The following is a 16,812-nucleotide window of genomic DNA, read 5'->3' as shown; positions in this document are numbered from 1 at the left end:
TCGGACCTGGTGTCCGTTCTGCGACCGGACAGATTGCCCGCGCCTCATCTACCGCGCGCGCCATCCGGCAACGAACATCGGGGAATAAGCCATGATGCATCCTGAACCATCACGCATCCTTCCAATCATGTTTTCTGGACCGATGGTCCTCGCGCTGCAGGATCGATGCAAGACCACGACGCGCAGGCTGGCTTCGCCCTCACTCGCGCGCCTGCGGCCTGGCGACCTTCTGTGGGTGCGTGAAGCAATCCATATTACTGGAGCCAAAGTCACACCAGGGCGGCTGGTATTTTCCTATGGTGCAGATGCGCTCGAGCGAGAGTTGCCATGGCCAAAGCGTCTGGCCAAGCCGCTGCCGGGCCCACGCATACCGAGTTTCATGCCGCGAGAACTCTCACGCCTGACGCTACGTGTGGTCCAGGTCCATGAAGAGCGGCTGCAGCACATCGATGATCGCCAGTGCGACGATGAATGCGTCGGTGCCACACAGCACCTTGAGGCGGCGGGAGGAGACCCGCGTCGCGCGTTTTCATTTCTATGGGACGAACAGCACGACAAACCCAGTGAGCGCTGGGCGGACAATCCTGAAGTGGTGGCAATCCAGTTCACCTGCGTTCGGCAAGGCATTGACGCGCTGATCCCCGGCCTCGGTAATGGGGGCGTTTGGTGAAAAAGCGCGGCACGCCGGAGGCAGACATTCAGAGGGCCATCGTGAGCTTCTTGCGGGCGGTGCTGCCGAAGGGCTCAATCGTTCACCACGCGGTCAACGAGATTGCCTCGGGCGGGCGCGCTGGGCACATGCGCCAAGCCATCCTCGTGGGCATGGGCGTGCATCCCGGCTTCGCTGATTTGGTGGTGCTCGCACAGGGCCAAGTGGTGTTTCTTGAGGTAAAGAGCTCTTCGGGTCGGCTGCGCCCGGCACAGGAGGCTTTCCGCGACGACGTTATCAAGCTGGGATTTGGCTGGGCTCTCGTCCGCTCGGTGGACGATGCCTTGGTGGCTTTACGCCATTACGGCGTTTCTACACGGATCGCAGGGACGCCATGATCGCAGCATTCATCAAGGCGCACCAAACGCGGCGCAAGGTCACGACGGATGTGCTCTACACGGATTTGGATGCCAGTATAGCACACAACGAGGCCGCGCGAAGTCTTGGGGTAGCGCGGTCGGCTGTCGCGCAAGGGCTCGAATCCAAAGACATGAACGCGGTGCAGCCTGCCCGCTCCGCCCAGCACGCGCAACAGCATGCTTCTTGCTGCTTACCGTCAACTTACTGGACCAGACACAGAAATGGCCTTGTGCGCAGCCCCCGCAACTATTTGGCCCATTCCGATTTTTTAAACTGGTTGAGTGGCACGGCAAAAAATTTCCATGAATTTCCGCGCATCTCCACGCCTCAAAGCCTCTCGCCCACTTATGCCAACGCCACTTCGTCCCAAAAAGAGAGGCGAACACGATGATTGACCACAAAACATCAGCTGGAATGAGCATTTTGGTTCATCTGGGCAGATTTCTTTTCCATGAAGAATTCAGGCTCCTGTTCGCCTTGTCAGATTGCCCTTGTGGATCACACTTTGAAATCAGCGGGCACCGATGTACCGCGCACCATGGATTTGCTGCTGGCGAAGCTGAATCAGTTCCCGAATGCCGGAAACTTAAGAAGCTGCCAATTGGCCCGTTAAACGTCGTCAAATATGGCCGATCATTCTCGTTTATTTGGCGTTTGCCATGAGTGTGCAAGCGATAACATGGGCGTTCCAAGCAAGCGTCGCGGATCCGATCAAGAAGTTCATTCTGGTCACTTTAGGAAATTACGCCGACGAATATGGCGTCTGCTGGCCGTCACAATCCACGCTAATCGCTGCATGCGCATGCTCGGAAAGAAAACTGCGCGAAAGCCTCAAATCACTTGAAGCCGAAGGCTGGATAAAGCGCATTCAAAGGCGCCGAAAAAATGGCTCCCGGAGATCGGACGCGGTGCTTCTCGTCGGTTTTTCAGAACGTAAAATCCCCCTTTCAGCGGACGAACACCCGATCTTGGCTCTACTAGATGTTGTGCCTGACGATACGCCTTCGACTATCACCCGGCACGTGGTGCCGGGTCTCAACCGGCATGTGGTGCCGGGTCTCAACCGGCACGTGGTGCCGGACCCCCCGGCACGTGGTGCCCCCCTTGAACCGTCACTAGAACCCTCAATAACTACTACTGGCGCGCGTGGCACCCGCGAGCCCTGGCTTGACCGATGCTTGGAGGCTGTCAACTCGCATGCGGTCGATGCTGCCGCACTGGCATCCAATCACGAGCTCTTGGCGATCTGGAAACGCGAAGGTTACGACCTCGATGCGGACGTGATCCCTTTGTTGGTTGCAAGGACCGAAGTGCCAAGGCCGATGGACCAGCGCATCACGAGTTGGACGTACTTTCGCGATGCCTTGCGAAGCGCAAAAACCAAACGCCTGCGCCAAGCGGAGACGGCGAGAATTGCTGAGAATGGCAAGACGGCGCCTGCAGCTGTTCCACCCGATCCCGAAGCGGCTCTCAGGCAGCTGGCAGATTGGATCAACTCTGGGCAGCCCGTGCCATCAAGCGCGGTCAGCAATGTCAAACGCGACGCACTCATTGGGTTAAAGCTGGTTACGCGTGAACGGCTACGCGAGCTGGGCGTTTACTGAAAAATGCAACAAATGGAATTTACCCTACGCACCATCAAGGACCGCATGGAGGAAACAGCGCGCACGCTGCGCCGCCTACCAAACCCACCGGGATCGGGGCCAAAGGGCTGCGGGTCAGTCCTGGCCGGGGTGCATGCACGACGCCAAGCACACCTGCGGCAACCATGAGACGCCCCTGCGTGTGATCCCGAGCCCTGACGAAATCCTAGGGATGAAGGGCTGCGCCGATTGGCTTCGCTTCGTTGCCCCAGAGGATGCGCGCATTGCTTGGCTGCGCGCGGGCTTTGCGCGGACTGTCACGTCGCACGCTGGCGGCAGATCCGCCTCCAAGCAGGCTGCGTTCAGCAGAAGGCTTGGAGGCGTTGTGTGGCAGCAGTGCAAAACACAGTTAACCAACTGAATATAAACGTGAAATAAGTGATTCGTTTTCTTGCAGGACAAAATGCCACGGATGAAGCCGTTGCGAAACCGCGCGAAAGCGTGGTCAAGACGTTGTTATGACGGCGCAAAACGTCGAACATTGAGCGCGACAGAACTCCCCGTTTCGGTCTAGTTTTAGGGTATCGAACGACAGGTGATCATCGTGGCCTCTTTTGTCCCCAGCCCAAGACCTTGGCTCTCTTTTCCCAGTGGCCAACAACGCATGGAGCGGGCTTTAGAGCGCCAGGTCTCAAACGATCACAGCTTGTCTGGGTTTCCGGGGTGGAGTGCCACCTTTGCATTTCTGGGTTGCCACCAGCTTTAAATCTTCCCGTCAGGCCACTGCTAGCCTCACATCACAGCCCGTTGCTTCAAAGGCATCGGCGATCTTTCTTTGGAGTAGCCCTTGCCAATCGAGATGATGCCGTCGGATGAAATCAAAAGCTTGCTGTTTTCCCCATGGGATTCAGCCGAACTTTTAAGATCACTCTCCTCGCTGGACATGGACAAGGTCGCCGCCGATCTGAAGCCAATCGTGGATCGATTGAAGTCCATCGGTGCCCTCGAACCTGAGTTTACGCTTTGATGCTGGTCAAGATGACGCAGATCGAAGGCCGCGCGCCCCACAATCAAGATCATCTGAATATTTGGGGCTACGGTCCGGCGCGCACGCTGGAAAATCTACCCGCGCGCTATGGTGGGCAATCTCTCGCGAGCTCCCCGAAAGTTCAACAATCGCCCTGCCCGCTGCACCCGGTGCAACCATCCGGCCGGAGCAATCCCGCTGGGAGAGCCGCAATAGGCGACGTGATGCTGCTGGGCGATCTGGTCATTCGCGAGCAACCTCTGCTGCGAAAGGGGCTGTGAATGGCTTGGTGTCACGTCCCCGGCATGGATTATCCCTCTGCGCAGGCGGCGGTGGCCTTGATCTGGGCCTCATGCTCGCCGAGCCCGGTTATCACACCCACGCCTTTGTCGAATGGGAAGACTGGCCCCGAACTGTCCTCATTGCCGCCCAGCGCGCTGGATATTTTGCCCCCGCGCCAATCTGGGACGACCTGCGCAGCTTTGACGCCCGGCCTTTCTGCGGTGCATTCGATACGGTTCTCGCCGGATATCCCTGCCAGCCGTTCAGCGCGGCTGGTAAACGCGGCGGCGCCGATGATCCCCGCCACCTCTGGCCCGATGTCGCCCGCGTCATTGGCGAGTGCCAACCTGAATGGGTCTTTGTTGAGAACGTCGCAGGTCACGTCAGTCTCGGCCTTGAAACCGTCCTGCGAGACCTTTGGAGCATGGGCTACACGCCTGCGGCAGGCCTGTTCAGCGCGGCTGAAGTCGGCGCGCCGCACCAGCGGTTACGGATCTTCATCCTGGCCCACACCGATGAGCCTGCATCCGGGCACGGCGAGTTACAACCCGGCGGGGAACAGCGATTTTACCCGCAAAGCGGAAGCGCTGGCGCTGGGCATCACAAATTGGTCGACGCCGAAAGCCACGGACGGCGCGAAGGGTGGTCCAGGTCAGAGTTATGGCTCGGGCGGAGCACCACCCCTGCCTGCACAGGCGGCGCAGTGGCAAACGCCAGTGGCGGACGATCAAGTCGACCGGCTGCGTGGCAAGATCAACAGCAGGGGCGAGTCGAAGCTCAGCGCACAAGCGATCCAGTGGCCAACACCAGCCGCGCAGAACTGGAAGGGATCGAGCAAAGCCAGCATCACGCGGGCGGATGGCAAGTCCCGGATGGATATCCTGCACTACCGGGCCGAACAGGGTTTCATCCCCCCTGCCCCAGTGATCATGCCGGATGGGCGGCGGTCCTCGCTGCACGCCCCGATCTCGCGCCCGCTGTGGGCTTCAATGATTGCCTCGCATGGGCGGGTCGTCTCGCGGCGGATCCTCAAAGCCCGGGCGCGGCGGCGGCTGAACCCGCTCTTCGTCGGATGGCTGATGGGATGGCCTATCGGGCACGCGCTCTGCGATTGCTCGGCAACGGAGTTCACCCTCTGGCAGCAGCGCATGCGTGGCGCACTCTCGCAGCTGCCCATGGCCTTGGGCCCGTGGATCTGGCGACCAAGCGAAGGACCGAAAAGCCCAGCGCAGATGATCCTTTTTGAAGAATTGCAGCCATGAGCATGCAGGGACGGATCGGCCGGATCGGCGGCACAAAGTTGAAACGCCCGCTTGGCGTACAAGCGGCGCTGGAATGGGCGTTTCGGGTGGAAAGGGCACAGCTGGAGTTGCCGGTGCCAAAGAATACCTCAGATGAAGGCTTTGGCTTTGGGCTGGAATATGTCTTGCTGCAACGCGGAGCGCTGGGCTGCAAGGTCGACGGCGGGCAGCACAAGATGGGCAGTTACACCCATGCCGACGCAGAGGTGATCGCCGCCACCGTCGCGGGAATGCCTGACAGCCTCGGCGGCATCCGGATGGCAATCAGCTTGGCAGAAATGGCCCAAGCCGGAATCACGCCCAACTGGATGCCCGGCGCTGTGCCGCACTGCGTGCCCGTCGACATCAAACGCAACCGCCATGGAGATCGTGCCGTCAGCGTCGCTGTCGGAACGGAAAGGGTGATGGTCAGTGGCAAATGGCGGACAATCGAAGTGCGCGCCTGTCCGGTCACCTGGCGGCCTCATCCGGAGCAGATCACCTCCGCTCGTCGCGGGTATGAGGATTGGTGGCAAGCGCTGGATTGGGTGCGGGATGGGCTGGTGGCAGGCGGGATGCTGCGGGAGACGCTTGTGGGGGCGGCAATGCCAAAGGTACGGCCTTGGACATCAAAGCACGTGAGACAGCCCAAAATGACAACCCTTGATCCATCATAAAAACTTAACACGCAAAATGCGGCAGCTTACTGACGCCAATCATGTGGAAATGTAATAAAAGCACTATCAGCACCCTGCTTTTACTATTTTCACCGCACTACCGGCAAGTCAGAAATACGCGTCGTATAGCGTGGGCTACGGTGTGCAGACCGCATCGCCCAAGGGCGATCCATACCTTCGGAGGCGAGCACCATCGTCTTTTTGCCGAACCGGGCATTGACCGCATCCAGCGCCTGCATCACCGCACGCTGCCGCTCAGTGGACACGTCGATCACGTCAAACAGGGTGCGGGGCCGGTCCGCCTCGGCCACCAGATCATCCAGCATCACGCCGGACTTCGCGAAGGCGTAGGGTCCGCCCTGTTTCGGCCAGGCCGCCTCCACGCAGGCCCGAACCACTCGCACAAGGTCCATTGCATCAGACGTCATCGGGGTGAGGGTCACCGTTCTGGACGCGGCATGCTGCGGCTTGCCGGTGCTGAACCGGCTGGTGTAGAAAAACACCGTGATGGAACCAGCAACCAGCCCGTGCTGGCGCAGCTTTTCAGCGGCGCGGGTTGCGTGCGCGGCCAGCGCGCTCATAACCGTCTCTATATCCCGCATCGGCGCGCCGGCGGAGCGTGTGACCGCCATCCCCTTGCGCGGCGGCGGTGCCTCGTCCAGTGCGAGGCAAGGCTCTCCTTGCAGCTCCCGAACCGTCCGCTCCAGAACCACGGACCCCAGGGAGCGCGCTTGGCGAGCGGGCAAATCCCGCAAATCTGCCGCCGTGTGAACGCCAAGCAGGGCAAGCTTGGCCTTTGTCTTACCGCCGACCCCCCAGATGTCCCCCACCGGGACGCGCGGTAATACCCAATCCGCCATGTGCCGGTCCATCATGTCCAGCACGCTCTTGAAGATCGGGTTGCGTTTGGCCACCTCATTGGCGCATTTCGCAAGGGTCTTTGTTGGGCCTATCCCGACGCGGACCGGCACGCCGACCTGCAACAGGACTTGCGCCCGCATGGCTTGTGCGTGCGCATCCCGGTCCCGGATACCACCAAAGTCAAGAAAGCTCTCGTCGATCGAGTACACTTCCACCACCGGAGAGAAGGTCTCATAGACCTCAACCACCCGGCGCGAGATGTCGCCGTACAGGGTGTAATTGGACGAAAACACCCGAATCCCATGCGCTGCGATCTTGTCCCGGATCAAATGCAAAGGGGCCCCCATTTTGATCCCGAGCGATTTTGCCTCGTCCGAGCGGGCGACAGCGCAGCCGTCGTTGTTGGACAGGACGATCACGGGGACGTTCTTGAGAGAGGGGTCAAAGATCCGTTCCGCGCTGACGTAGAAGTTGGCGCTGTCCGAAATTGCGATAGGCCGGGTCATTCGATGGGGTAACGCCGAACAACGCCCGCGATCACTCCCCAGATTTCGCTGTCTGCGGTAAGCTCTATGTCCGGGAACTGCTCTTTGGCGTTGGCGCTGGACAGATAATAGCGGTTGGCGGCCCTGCGCAGGATCTTTGCGGTCACAGCCCCCTCGACCACAGCCAGAACTGCTCGGCCGACCCGGCGCTTACCCGCCCGGTCCACAGCAATCAAATCTCCGTCCCGAATACCCGCATCCCATAAACAATCTCCCTCTACCCGCCACCAGAAAGTGGACGTCGGATGGCGCACAACCCAACTGATCGGGTCAATCTCCTCCTCAAGATCGTCCGCTGCAGGCGAAGGAAACCCTGCGCTCGCCGTCATCAGCGCGAGCCGTTGAGGCGCGCCAGGCAGACGGACTGGATTCTCGATTCGATGAACTGGCATAGGACCACACTGTTCTTGATATGTTCTGCTTTCGAACATCCCTATCAGATTGCGGTGTCAATCCAAGCGATTCTATCAGAGCGATCATTGTCATACAAAAACGATGCAACACAGACTGGGAGCCACGCCAATGCCCCATTGGCCGCCGCCGATAACGGCAAAGTCCTCAACGCATTTCTCGCCACCAAATGCGAGATCGACGCAATGCTGGCTCGCCTGAAAGCCCTCAGCGATGATCATTTCGAGACAAATCCCGACAAGATCGACTGGGGCAATGTTGGCACCCTGAACCACTATTTCAGCTTTTTGCGTGAGATCACAAACAGTGTCTTTAGCGAGGGCGAACACGCCACACACATGGTCATTTTATCCACCACAGCTCAGCCCACCAAACCCAAGGAAACTCGTTATGATCGAAGGTCGATCGTTGGACAGGTCACAATGATAATATTACTTTTCAAAAACAGATACTTGCATCATTCTGCCCAAGCTACTTGGCCGGAACAGGCTTCTTCTTTGCTTGGAGGGATGTGGTTTGAACCTAGGACCTTCAGGTTATGAGGGTAACCCCTGAACCCAGAATAACTACGTTATTTCAGTACTTTAGCCTGATTTCAATATCGCAACGTCGGCGTCGTGTCGCACGGAACTGCCGCAAACCGTTGGGAGGAAACAGGAATCCGATCATCCGAGAAGCTTCGCCTCAACCTGGGCCATGGCTTTCTGATGCTCCAGAGACCTGATCTTCTACTTCATCTGGTCTTCGTTGACATCGGATCGGACCTGTTTGCTTCCGATCTGGACTCACCGAGGAGGGAGCGAGCGTCAGCAATGGGAACTTTTCGGAAATTAGCTGCGGATGCAACGCTGGCTTACCAGAGCGTCGGCAATGCGCAGGTAGTGACCTTTGCAAAATCACAGTCGTCATGCGGAGTGCGATGGCGCGATCGGCGCACACCGGCCATTCAGAGGACAAAAACATGCTACTTCGTCAGCCGCCATTCATTTCAAAAAACCCAATTTCCGATGATCCAAAATATTGTTCCATAAATGGCAGCACCAATAACGGCTACGAAGGCCGTGCCTTGTATGGGATGGTTACTCTGAAGAAAAGCAATCGGGTTTTTAGCTATTAGAGAAACCACGCCAAGCACTGCTCCTGCAATGAAATACCACATTGTCGCTCCTCTTCATTCTACGGATCTGGAGATTTAAGGTCTGTTTGCGCGGCTACTCTATGCCAAGCTTCGATTTCACTCCTAAGTCGAGCAGCGTTTTCCCCGGGTATAGTATGAGAGTCGATGTACATACTAAGCAATGCCATGCCACTTGCTCCATAGGGTGCAGATTCAAAACCTTTTTTCGCTGCCCCAAAAAGCTGCTTAACCAATGCGCTTTGTGTTTCTTGCCGCCACTCTGAAATAGCACCGTGCTCTACCTCCAAGTCTCTCTTCGTATAGTCGAAAGCAGATAGTAATTCGTAGCGTTCATACCAGCCGTACCCGTTATAACGCTTGAGAATATCCTCAACACTTTTACGCACCACATCCGCTCGTGCTTCCTTCCATTGGTTTTTCATTCTACCAAACATGGTCGCGCTCCTAGATATTATCTCCGGCATTCCCAAGTTTCCTGCCACCTGACGTTAATCTTGCCTAATCAAGCCTGCAGATCAAGTGATTTGCCATCCAAGCGTCGTCTGCTGTCGCTGGAGCGCTCGAAGGTAGGTAGATTGGACCGCAAAGCCAGCCGGATCGCGTGGAAATAGCCCGCCTCTTCGAGACACTCTTAAATCGCGAGAATCCGGTTCCCGACCTTTGTGACTATTATACGTGAAAGGACACGCAGGACGACGACCAGCGGCAAAGGGCTGGCACCTGCTCGCTGCACTTGCAGCATTGGGTGCAATCCGACAGTCGCGTTTGGGCTCTCAGCCGTCATCTGACACTTTTGGTCAAACTTGACGGGTCGCCAAGCGGATTTAGTGGCGGCAGTACGAACGGAACAGCCGTGCGCAGCGGCCTTCGGCATTGATTCCACGCACGGGTGATGGCCGTTCAGGCCGTCTTTTCTTAAAAAGCTGTTTTGCCAAGGTGACGATACATGGCATCGCGCAGCATGATGCAAGCAGGGCACACCAGTTCACCATTGAAAATCCTGTGTTTGGTGACGAACACTCGTTATCCCAGCAACTTCGCCTCGACCTCGGCCATGGCCTTCTGGTGATCCGGCGATGGGAACAGGTGGCCGTAGCGTTCCATGGTCATCTGGATCGATGAATGGCCCGCGAAGGTCATGATCTCCTTGATCGAAAAGCCCTGCTCGATCCAGAGCGACACGGCGAAGTGGCGCAGGTCGTGCCAGCGCATCGTCACCCCCACCTTTTCCTGCAGCTTTCGGAAGCGGCCCTGCGTTCGGGTGTGTTGCAGGATCCCGCCCTGCGGCGCGGGGAATACCAGACCCAGTTCGCTTTTTGGGCACATCAGTTTCCAGCGGCGCAGGGCGTTCAGCACCATCGGCCCGGCCGGGATGTCTCGGAACCCTGCCCGCGATTTTGGCTCGCCCATCTGGTTGTAGGCATCGGCGCGCTGGCGGATGTAAATGAAGCCCCTGTCGAAATCGACGTCCTGCCAGCGTAGGCCCCGCAGTTCGGAGGCGCGCAACCCGCCCAGCGCCGAAACGATCAGATGCGGTTTGAAATCCTCGTCGGCGGCCTCGATCAGGGCGCGGATCGCCTCCTTCGACGGCACTGGGGCCTTGTGCTCGATCCGACTGGACTTGATCACCCGGACGCCGTGCGCAGCGTTGGTGAACAACTGGCCATTGTCGATGGCATGGTCGAGGACCAGCTTCAGTACCGAAATCGCGCGGCGGGTCAGGTGTTCGGATCGGCCATTCAGCAGCAGCCGGTCGCGCAGTTCGTTGACGTGGCGACGGGTCAGTTGGGCGATCAGCTTGTCCCCGATCCCGACCACCGGCGCGTTCAGATGCAGCCGAACATAGTCGCTGTAGCCGCGCAGGGTCGAGCGTTCCATCCGCCGCCCCGTTTTGCAGCGCACCTCGCAATGATCGAGCCAGCTTTTCGCGGCCTCGGCCACCGTCGTGCTGTCGCTGTCGGCCAAATAGGTGTGGTTGGCCACGAGCGAGCGAACCTTGACCAGATAGATATCCGCATCCTTGCGGCGCGGGAACAGCTTGGACCGGCGTTTGCCAGCCTGGTCAGAGAAATCCACCTGCCAGCGCACAAGCCCCGAAGGCAGCGTCCGTTTGCGAATGGTAGCCATCTTGCCCTCACTCCCATACTTGGGATCAATAACTCGCCGTGAACCTCGATTATCAAAGATTACTAATAGCATTGACGCAGTGCACGAGGTTATATATCCATACATCATGCGTACTGTCAAAGGATAGTGAAGTGGCACAAGAAATTACGATCCAGAAACTGGTCGACACCTTCAATGTTGGCCGGTACCAAATCGACGCTTGGATTTCGCGCGGCTATCTTGTTCCGCAAAACGACTGCGAACGTGGCAAGGCCCGGATTTTCACCATGCGGGATGCCATCGCCCTTGGTGTCATCGCGAATTTCGCTCGTCTTGGGTTCGAACCCGCCCGGGTCGCGCCGCATATCAACAACCTGCACGGCGTTGCCGACGGTGACGCCCTGCTAGTGATCTACGAAGGTCCGATCAGGCTTTCGTCGCAAGACGACGCAGCCTTTATGGACTCCGACATTCCCGCCCCTGCATCAAAGATCATCTCGCCCCAACGCTTGCCGGAGATTGCGACAGATCCGGAGGTTCGCTCCTTTTCGGTCGTTAACCTCAACGACATCGAGCGACGGATTACAAAAGCCCTCGGCAGCGACTGACCCCCCAGCCTTAACGGAGACAGCCATGAACATTCAAACGCAGGTCACCCCTGCGACAGCAGACGCTTGCCCATCGCTTGCCGACGACCTCCTGCACGGCGCGGAAGCCATCGCCATCTTTGTCTTCGGCAACGTGCGCCATCGACGCAAGGTCTATTACTACGCCAGTGACGCCAAGGTGCGGATGCCGGTGTTCAGGATCGGCAATGTTATCTGCGCCCGCAAAAGCAAGCTGATCGAGTGGATCGAGGCGCAGGAGCGTGGTCTTTGATCAGCAACCCAACCTCGGTCGCCGACCTGGCCGCGCGCGTCAACAATCGGGTGGCCGATCTGGCGCAGACGCTTCTGGGCGACCCAAACCTCGGACACACGACGAAATCCCAGTTGCGTTACGGCAGCAAGGGCAGCCTCGCGGTTGAAATTTCAGGCCCACGCGCTGGGCGTTGGTATGACCACGAGGCGGGGATCGGTGGCGATGGGCTGGAGCTGATCAAGCACCACAAGGGCTTGCCAGATGCAGAGGCCCGGCGCTGGGCGCGGGATTGGCTCGGTGACATTCAACACCGGCCTGCCCCATCAACAACGCTGGCACCAAGGACCGTGGACCGCAAGACATCCGTGGCCGAGATCGTCGCGAGTTCCAAGGGGATCGAGGCGAGTCCCGCTGAGGCCTATCTGCGCAACCGCAGCATCACCGCAAGCCCACCAGCCGGTATCAGGTTCCGCCGTTTTGCCGCTGGCCAGTATGGCGCGCTGGTCGCCCTTGCCACGGACGAGGCCGGAGACGTGCTCGCTGTTCAGCAGGTTTATCTCACCGACGATGGCCGAAAGGCTCCAGTGGATGTCGTGAAGCGCACCAACAAGGCTGTGGATGGGTGGTCTGATCGCGCTGCCGTCCGCTTGCCGGGGATCGAGCCGCTGATCCTGTGCGAAGGCGTCGAGAACGCACTGTCCATCTGGCAAGCCACAGGGCAGGAAACATGGGCCTGCCTTGGCATTTCCAATATTGCGCGCGCGCCGGTCCCCGCAGGAAAACCTGTCATGATCGCTGGCGACGGTGACGCATTGGATAGCAAGGCCAACCATCAGCGCCGAAGTGCAATCACCGCGCTTCGCGCACGGGGCCATGACGTGGGGGTCGCGGATCCGCCAGCAGGCTCGGATTTCAACGATGTGTTGCGCGCAAGTGGAGAGGAGGCCGTCCGCGACCTGATCCAGCGATCCATCCCCGCAGCCGCGATTTCCACCGACTGGCGCGGCGATCTCTTGGTCAACCGGGATGGCGAGCCCCGGCCCGTTCTCGCAAATGCCATTCTGGCGCTGCGCAACGCGCCGGAATGGAAGCGCGTCCTCTGGCATGATGAATTCGCGTCCACCACTGTCGCACGCAATCCGCCGCCTTGGCACCCCAAACAGCACACATGGAAAAGGACCGACTGGTCTGACCGCTATGACTTGCTGGTGGCGGACTGGCTTCAGCATAAGGGTATCCTGGTGCCAGCTTCTATCGCAGGCCAGGCGGTCGAGGCGGTGGCGCACGACCGCCTGTTCCATCCCGTCAGAGAATATCTCGACGCCCTTCGTTGGGACGGCGTAGCACGGATCGACGGTTGGCTTTCGACCTATCTCGGGGCGGCGGACAGCGCATACGCCCGTGTGGTCGGCCCACGCTGGTTGATTTCAGCTGTGGCGCGCATCTACCGCCCCGGCGCGAAGGTAGACTGCGCCCTGATCCTTGAAGGCCCTCAAGGCATCAAGAAGTCATCCGCCCTGCAAATCATGGGCCACCCATGGTTCGCCGACCGTTTGTCCGACCTCAGCAGCAAGGATGCTGCAATGGAGACAAGAAGCGTCTGGATCATTGAAATCGCCGAACTTGACACGATGACGCGCGCCGAGGTCGGAACCATCAAGGCCTTCATCAGCCGAACCACTGATCGCTTTCGCCCTCCCTATGGGAAGCGGTTGGTGGAGTTGCCACGCCAGTGTGTGTTCGCGGGCAGCGTTAATCCCGAGGGCGGATATCTGAAAGACGCCACCGGCGGCCGCCGGTTCTGGCCTGTTGCCTGCGGTGCCATCGACATCGCTGCTGTGGAGCGAGACCGCAACCAGTTGTGGGCAGAGGCCTGTGTGCGGTTTCGGGCGGGCGACCCTTGGTGGCTGGATGATCAAAACCTCGAAGCCTTGGCCGCCGAGCAGCAGGCAGACCGCTATCAGGGCGATGCCTGGGACGATCCCATCCGCCGCTATCTCGAAATCGCCACAGCACAGCAGGATGGCGTGTCCGTGGCAGAGGTCCTTGAAAAAGCGCTGGGCATGGAAAGGGGGCGCTGGACGCAGGCAGACCAGAACCGGGTCGTACGCACCCTGACCAGCATGGGCTTTCGGCAGTTCCGCGCTCGCATTGGTGGCCACGGCAATGACGCCCAGCGCGAACGTCGGTATCGGCGTGACAGCCTCGACAAAGAGCAGGTGGCATGAGCGGGTCCGGGTCTGTCAGCTTTGGGTCCGGGTTGGGTCCGGGTCTGCACATCTCAAATAACCCAACAAAATCAATGCTGGGTCCGGGTGGGTCCGGGTGGTCCGGGTCTTTTCCAGAAACCTTTTCAGAATGGGGAAAACGCGCGCGCTATGAAAAGGTAGCGATTAGACCCGGACCCACCCGGACCACCCGGACCCACTCAACAATTTCAACGGGTTGCAGCGCACACAAACCCGGACCCAACCCGGACCCACACCGGCGCAACCCGGACCCACGGTTGCGTTCGCGCGGCGACGCCACGATGCACGGGCACGTCAAGCCAGACAGTTTGGCAAGGGTCGGGAAAGCGGTGGTTCCTTTTGGGCCGATTTGTATGCGGGGGAGCACAGCGCATGACCCCTCCAGCGTCAGGGGGCAGAATTGACTAAACTAAACACCTCAGAGAGCAAGACCGCCTTCGCCACACGCGTCGGTTTGACCAAGGGCCGCATTTCGCAACTGCTGGCCGAGGGTCTGCCGGTGCGCGCTGATGGTCAGATCGACGTGGCGCTGGGCTTGGCATGGATCGAGGACAATCTTGATCCCTCCCGCCGCAACAAAGGTGGGACTGTCGCTCCTGCTCGCAGCGGCATCACGCTGGCCGAAGCCAAACGCCTGCATGAAATCGTAAAGGTGCAGCGCGCCAAGTTGGCCTTTGAACGAGAGCAGGGTCAATTGATCGAAACCGCTGCCGCCACCCGCACGGTGTTTGCCCGCGCCCGGGCCGAACGCGACGCGCACATGGCATGGGTACAGCGCACCGCTCCTCTGCTGGCCGCTGAGGTCGGAGCCGATCCGCGCGCAACCTTTGCAGCACTCGACCGGATGATGCGCGAGCATCTGGAATATCTGGCCGACATGCCCTTGGGGAGTTTCGGCGATGGTTCCTGAGATCGACCTCGCCTGGCGGCGCGGCATCCGCCCCGAGCCACCCATCCCCGTGTCGGACTGGGCCGACCGCAACCGCATCCTGCCACCCACGTCAGCAGAACCGGGGCGCTGGCGCACCGACCGCACGCCCTATCTGCGGGCGGTGATGGACGCTCTGTCCACCTCCAGCCCGTATGAACGGGTCGTGCTGATGAAGGGCGCGCAGACCGGTGGGTCAGAAGCCGGGCTGAACTGGCTGGGCTACATCATCCAGAACGCCCCTGGCATCGCCATGCTGGTCATGCCGTCGCTCGACATGGTGCGCCGAAATACGACCGTGCGGATCGACCCTCTGATTGAAGCCACGCCTGCTCTGCGCGATCTGGTCTCTGCGCCCCGGTCGCGCGATGCCGGGAACAGCCTGTTCCGCAAATCCTTCCCCGGCGGCCAGCTGGTGATGACCGGCGCCAATTCAGCTGTCGGCCTGCGCTCGACGCCGGTGCGCTATCTGTTCCTCGATGAGGTGGACGGCTATCCCGGCGATGCCGATGGCGAAGGCGACCCGGTCGATCTAGCGATCCAGCGCACCACCACCTTCCGGGGGCGGCGCAAGATTTACATGGTGTCCACACCCACCCTGAAGGGCCATTCCCGGATAGAGGCTGCGTTCGAGGACAGCGACCGTCGCTATTTCCACGTCCCCTGCCAGCATTGCGGCGACATGGCTCCGATCACTTGGGCGCGCATCCGATGGCCCGAGGGGCAACGCGACGCCGCCTATATGATCTGCGATGCCTGTGGAGGCGTGCATCACGAACACGAAAAACCTCGGCTTCTGGTCGCTGGCGAATGGCGTCCGACATCGCTGGGCGATGGCCGCACGGCAGGGTTCCACCTGTCGTCGCTGTATTCGCCGTGGGAAACATGGGCCGAAATTGCAATGGATCATGCGCGCGTCGCCAAGGACCCGGCCCGCCTGCAGGTCTGGGTCAACACCAAGCTGGGCGAGTCGTGGGAGGACCAGGCGGGCGATACCGTTCCCGCCGATCCGCTTATGGCTCGGCGGGAGGATTGGGGCCAAGACCTCGCCCCCGGCGTGGCCGTGCTGACGGCTGGCGTGGATGTGCAGGGCGACCGGCTCGAGGTGCAGGTTGTCGGCTGGGGCCGCGATGAGGAGGCATGGGTGATCGATTACCGCGTCCTCTGGGGCGATCCTTCCGGCCCGCGCCTCTGGTCTGATCTGGATAGCGTGCTAAACGGCACCTATGGCGAATTGCCCGTGCGCGCCGTCGCCGTGGACACCGGCGGCCATCACACCAAGATGGCCTACGAGTTCTGTCGCACCCGCCTTGCCCGGCGCATCTGGGCGATCAAGGGCCGTGGTGGCCCTGGCATTCCCGTCTGGCCACGCCGCCCGACGCGGACGAACAAAGGCAAAATCCCCCTGTTCATCGTCGGCGTCGATTCCGTGAAGGACTCCGTCTACGCCCGCCTGAAGCTGACCGAACCCGGCCCCGGCGCGATCCACTTCCCCCGCCGACTCGACGCCGACTATTTCCGCCAGTTGACTGCCGAACGCGTCGTCACCCGCTTCGAGAAGGGCCGCCCGATCCGCTCCTGGCAGCCAAAGCGCGACGGCGAACGCAATGAGGCGCTGGACACCTTCGTCTACGCCCACGCCGCACTGCATGGGTTGATCAGCATGGGGATGCGATTGAACGAGGAGGCGGAGGGTATGCAGAATCAGCCAAGCTCGACAATGACCGCAACGGGAGTGACGATCAAATCCAAATGGCTGACGCGATAAGACTAGCCACCACATGTTGTGCTCACA

General features: G+C 59.9%; 19 protein-coding genes and 2 pseudogenes. 16 read left to right on the top strand and 5 right to left on the bottom strand.

Annotation, left to right across the window (positions count from 1 at the left end; genetic code table 11):
* Nucleotides 1-91 precede the first annotated feature (91 nt).
* The 10 genes and pseudogenes from RNZ50_25015 (at nt 92) to RNZ50_24970 (ending at nt 5,918) form a co-directional block, all read left to right on the top strand.
* Nucleotides 92-670: a hypothetical protein gene (locus RNZ50_25015; protein ID MDT8858227.1), complete on the top strand. Its 579-nt coding sequence runs from the start codon at nt 92-94 to the stop codon at nt 668-670.
* Complete coding sequence (locus RNZ50_25010; protein ID MDT8858226.1) at nt 667-1,047, top strand: VRR-NUC domain-containing protein; 381 nt, start codon at nt 667-669, stop codon at nt 1,045-1,047. The genes RNZ50_25015 and RNZ50_25010 overlap by 4 nt, the downstream gene beginning before the upstream one ends.
* A complete protein-coding gene (locus tag RNZ50_25005; GenBank protein MDT8858225.1) occupies nt 1,044-1,460 on the top strand; it encodes a hypothetical protein in 417 nt (138 codons plus the stop codon). Before RNZ50_25010 ends, RNZ50_25005 begins: the two co-directional genes overlap by 4 nt.
* The gene (locus tag RNZ50_25000; GenBank protein ID MDT8858224.1) at nt 1,457-1,732 is read left to right on the top strand and encodes a hypothetical protein; all 276 of its coding nucleotides are present in this window, start codon (nt 1,457-1,459) and stop codon (nt 1,730-1,732) included. The genes RNZ50_25005 and RNZ50_25000 overlap by 4 nt, the downstream gene beginning before the upstream one ends.
* Nucleotides 1,729-2,673, top strand: a complete 945-nt coding sequence (locus tag RNZ50_24995) for a helix-turn-helix domain-containing protein (GenBank protein MDT8858223.1) — start codon at nt 1,729-1,731, stop codon at nt 2,671-2,673. Before RNZ50_25000 ends, RNZ50_24995 begins: the two co-directional genes overlap by 4 nt.
* 826 nt (nt 2,674-3,499) lie before the next feature.
* Nucleotides 3,500-3,679, top strand: coding sequence for a hypothetical protein (locus RNZ50_24990; protein MDT8858222.1), 180 nt, complete (start codon nt 3,500-3,502; stop codon nt 3,677-3,679).
* Nucleotides 3,679-3,960 (top strand): hypothetical protein, encoded by a 282-nt coding sequence (locus RNZ50_24985; GenBank protein ID MDT8858221.1) that lies wholly within the window; start codon nt 3,679-3,681, stop codon nt 3,958-3,960. Before RNZ50_24990 ends, RNZ50_24985 begins: the two co-directional genes overlap by 1 nt.
* Before the next feature lie 71 nt (nt 3,961-4,031).
* Nucleotides 4,032-4,484 (top strand): annotated as a pseudogene (locus tag RNZ50_24980) (DNA cytosine methyltransferase).
* Nucleotides 4,477-5,223, top strand: coding sequence for a DNA methyltransferase (locus RNZ50_24975; GenBank protein MDT8858220.1), 747 nt, complete (start codon nt 4,477-4,479; stop codon nt 5,221-5,223). The pseudogene RNZ50_24980 and the gene RNZ50_24975 overlap by 8 nt, the downstream one beginning before the upstream one ends.
* On the top strand, nt 5,220-5,918 hold the full coding sequence (locus RNZ50_24970; protein ID MDT8858219.1) for a hypothetical protein: 699 nt from the start codon (nt 5,220-5,222) through the stop codon (nt 5,916-5,918). Before RNZ50_24975 ends, RNZ50_24970 begins: the two co-directional genes overlap by 4 nt.
* Before the next feature lie 89 nt (nt 5,919-6,007).
* On the opposite strand, the gene RNZ50_24965 is transcribed toward RNZ50_24970, so the two are convergent.
* Nucleotides 6,008-7,285 (bottom strand): Y-family DNA polymerase, encoded by a 1,278-nt coding sequence (locus tag RNZ50_24965; GenBank protein MDT8858218.1) that lies wholly within the window; start codon nt 7,283-7,285, stop codon nt 6,008-6,010.
* Nucleotides 7,282-7,653: a S24 family peptidase gene (locus RNZ50_24960; GenBank protein ID MDT8858217.1), complete on the bottom strand. Its 372-nt coding sequence runs from the start codon at nt 7,651-7,653 to the stop codon at nt 7,282-7,284. The genes RNZ50_24965 and RNZ50_24960 overlap by 4 nt, the downstream gene beginning before the upstream one ends.
* A gap of 201 nt (nt 7,654-7,854) precedes the next feature.
* Between RNZ50_24960 and RNZ50_24955 the strand changes: the two are divergent.
* Nucleotides 7,855-8,067 (top strand): annotated as a pseudogene (locus RNZ50_24955) (hypothetical protein).
* A 656-nt stretch (nt 8,068-8,723) separates the two neighbouring features.
* Here RNZ50_24955 and RNZ50_24950 read toward each other — a convergent pair.
* The 3 genes from RNZ50_24950 to RNZ50_24940 all read right to left on the bottom strand — a co-directional run bounded on the left by RNZ50_24950 (nt 8,724) and on the right by RNZ50_24940 (nt 11,000).
* Nucleotides 8,724-8,894 (bottom strand): hypothetical protein, encoded by a 171-nt coding sequence (locus tag RNZ50_24950; GenBank protein ID MDT8858216.1) that lies wholly within the window; start codon nt 8,892-8,894, stop codon nt 8,724-8,726.
* 17 nt (nt 8,895-8,911) lie between these two features.
* Nucleotides 8,912-9,307 carry a hypothetical protein gene (locus RNZ50_24945; GenBank protein ID MDT8858215.1) on the bottom strand — a complete coding sequence of 132 codons (396 nt, stop codon included), beginning with the start codon at nt 9,305-9,307 and terminating at the stop codon, nt 8,912-8,914.
* Nucleotides 9,308-9,896: 589 nt separating this feature from the next.
* Nucleotides 9,897-11,000 (bottom strand): site-specific integrase, encoded by a 1,104-nt coding sequence (locus RNZ50_24940; protein ID MDT8858214.1) that lies wholly within the window; start codon nt 10,998-11,000, stop codon nt 9,897-9,899.
* Between the two features lie 131 nt (nt 11,001-11,131).
* Between RNZ50_24940 and RNZ50_24935 the strand changes: the two genes are divergently transcribed.
* The 5 genes from RNZ50_24935 (at nt 11,132) to RNZ50_24915 (ending at nt 16,785) form a co-directional block, all read left to right on the top strand.
* Entirely contained in the window at nt 11,132-11,587 is a 456-nt protein-coding gene (locus RNZ50_24935; protein ID MDT8858213.1) for a hypothetical protein, read from the top strand.
* A 25-nt stretch (nt 11,588-11,612) separates the two neighbouring features.
* Nucleotides 11,613-11,858: a hypothetical protein gene (locus RNZ50_24930; protein ID MDT8858212.1), complete on the top strand. Its 246-nt coding sequence runs from the start codon at nt 11,613-11,615 to the stop codon at nt 11,856-11,858.
* Entirely contained in the window at nt 11,855-14,068 is a 2,214-nt protein-coding gene (locus RNZ50_24925; protein MDT8858211.1) for a VapE family protein, read from the top strand. Before RNZ50_24930 ends, RNZ50_24925 begins: the two co-directional genes overlap by 4 nt.
* A 475-nt stretch (nt 14,069-14,543) precedes the next feature.
* Nucleotides 14,544-14,999: a hypothetical protein gene (locus RNZ50_24920; protein MDT8858210.1), complete on the top strand. Its 456-nt coding sequence runs from the start codon at nt 14,544-14,546 to the stop codon at nt 14,997-14,999.
* Nucleotides 15,000-15,048: 49 nt separating this feature from the next.
* The gene (locus RNZ50_24915) at nt 15,049-16,785 is read left to right on the top strand and encodes a phage terminase large subunit family protein (protein MDT8858209.1); all 1,737 of its coding nucleotides are present in this window, start codon (nt 15,049-15,051) and stop codon (nt 16,783-16,785) included.
* Nucleotides 16,786-16,812 lie beyond the last annotated feature (27 nt).

It is taken from the genome of Paracoccaceae bacterium Fryx2, from assembly GCA_032334235.1.
Taxonomy (GTDB): Bacteria; Pseudomonadota; Alphaproteobacteria; order Rhodobacterales; family Rhodobacteraceae; genus JAVSGI01.
Note: the sequence above shows the minus strand (reverse complement) of the source record. Positions and strands in the feature narration are given on the sequence as shown.

Coding starts and splice junctions, on each gene's coding strand:
- RNZ50_25015 (MDT8858227.1), top strand. CDS start 92: ATGATGCATCCTGAACCATCACGCATCCTTCCAATCATGTTTTCTGGA.
- RNZ50_25005 (MDT8858225.1), top strand. CDS start 1,044: ATGATCGCAGCATTCATCAAGGCGCACCAAACGCGGCGCAAGGTCACG.
- RNZ50_25000 (MDT8858224.1), top strand. CDS start 1,457: ATGATTGACCACAAAACATCAGCTGGAATGAGCATTTTGGTTCATCTG.
- RNZ50_24995 (MDT8858223.1), top strand. CDS start 1,729: ATGAGTGTGCAAGCGATAACATGGGCGTTCCAAGCAAGCGTCGCGGAT.
- RNZ50_24985 (MDT8858221.1), top strand. CDS start 3,679: ATGCTGGTCAAGATGACGCAGATCGAAGGCCGCGCGCCCCACAATCAA.
- RNZ50_24975 (MDT8858220.1), top strand. CDS start 4,477: ATGAGCCTGCATCCGGGCACGGCGAGTTACAACCCGGCGGGGAACAGC.
- RNZ50_24970 (MDT8858219.1), top strand. CDS start 5,220: ATGAGCATGCAGGGACGGATCGGCCGGATCGGCGGCACAAAGTTGAAA.
- RNZ50_24965 (MDT8858218.1), bottom strand. CDS start 7,285: ATGACCCGGCCTATCGCAATTTCGGACAGCGCCAACTTCTACGTCAGC.
- RNZ50_24960 (MDT8858217.1), bottom strand. CDS start 7,653: ATGACGGCGAGCGCAGGGTTTCCTTCGCCTGCAGCGGACGATCTTGAG.
- RNZ50_24950 (MDT8858216.1), bottom strand. CDS start 8,894: ATGTGGTATTTCATTGCAGGAGCAGTGCTTGGCGTGGTTTCTCTAATA.
- RNZ50_24945 (MDT8858215.1), bottom strand. CDS start 9,307: ATGTTTGGTAGAATGAAAAACCAATGGAAGGAAGCACGAGCGGATGTG.
- RNZ50_24940 (MDT8858214.1), bottom strand. CDS start 11,000: ATGGCTACCATTCGCAAACGGACGCTGCCTTCGGGGCTTGTGCGCTGG.
- RNZ50_24930 (MDT8858212.1), top strand. CDS start 11,613: ATGAACATTCAAACGCAGGTCACCCCTGCGACAGCAGACGCTTGCCCA.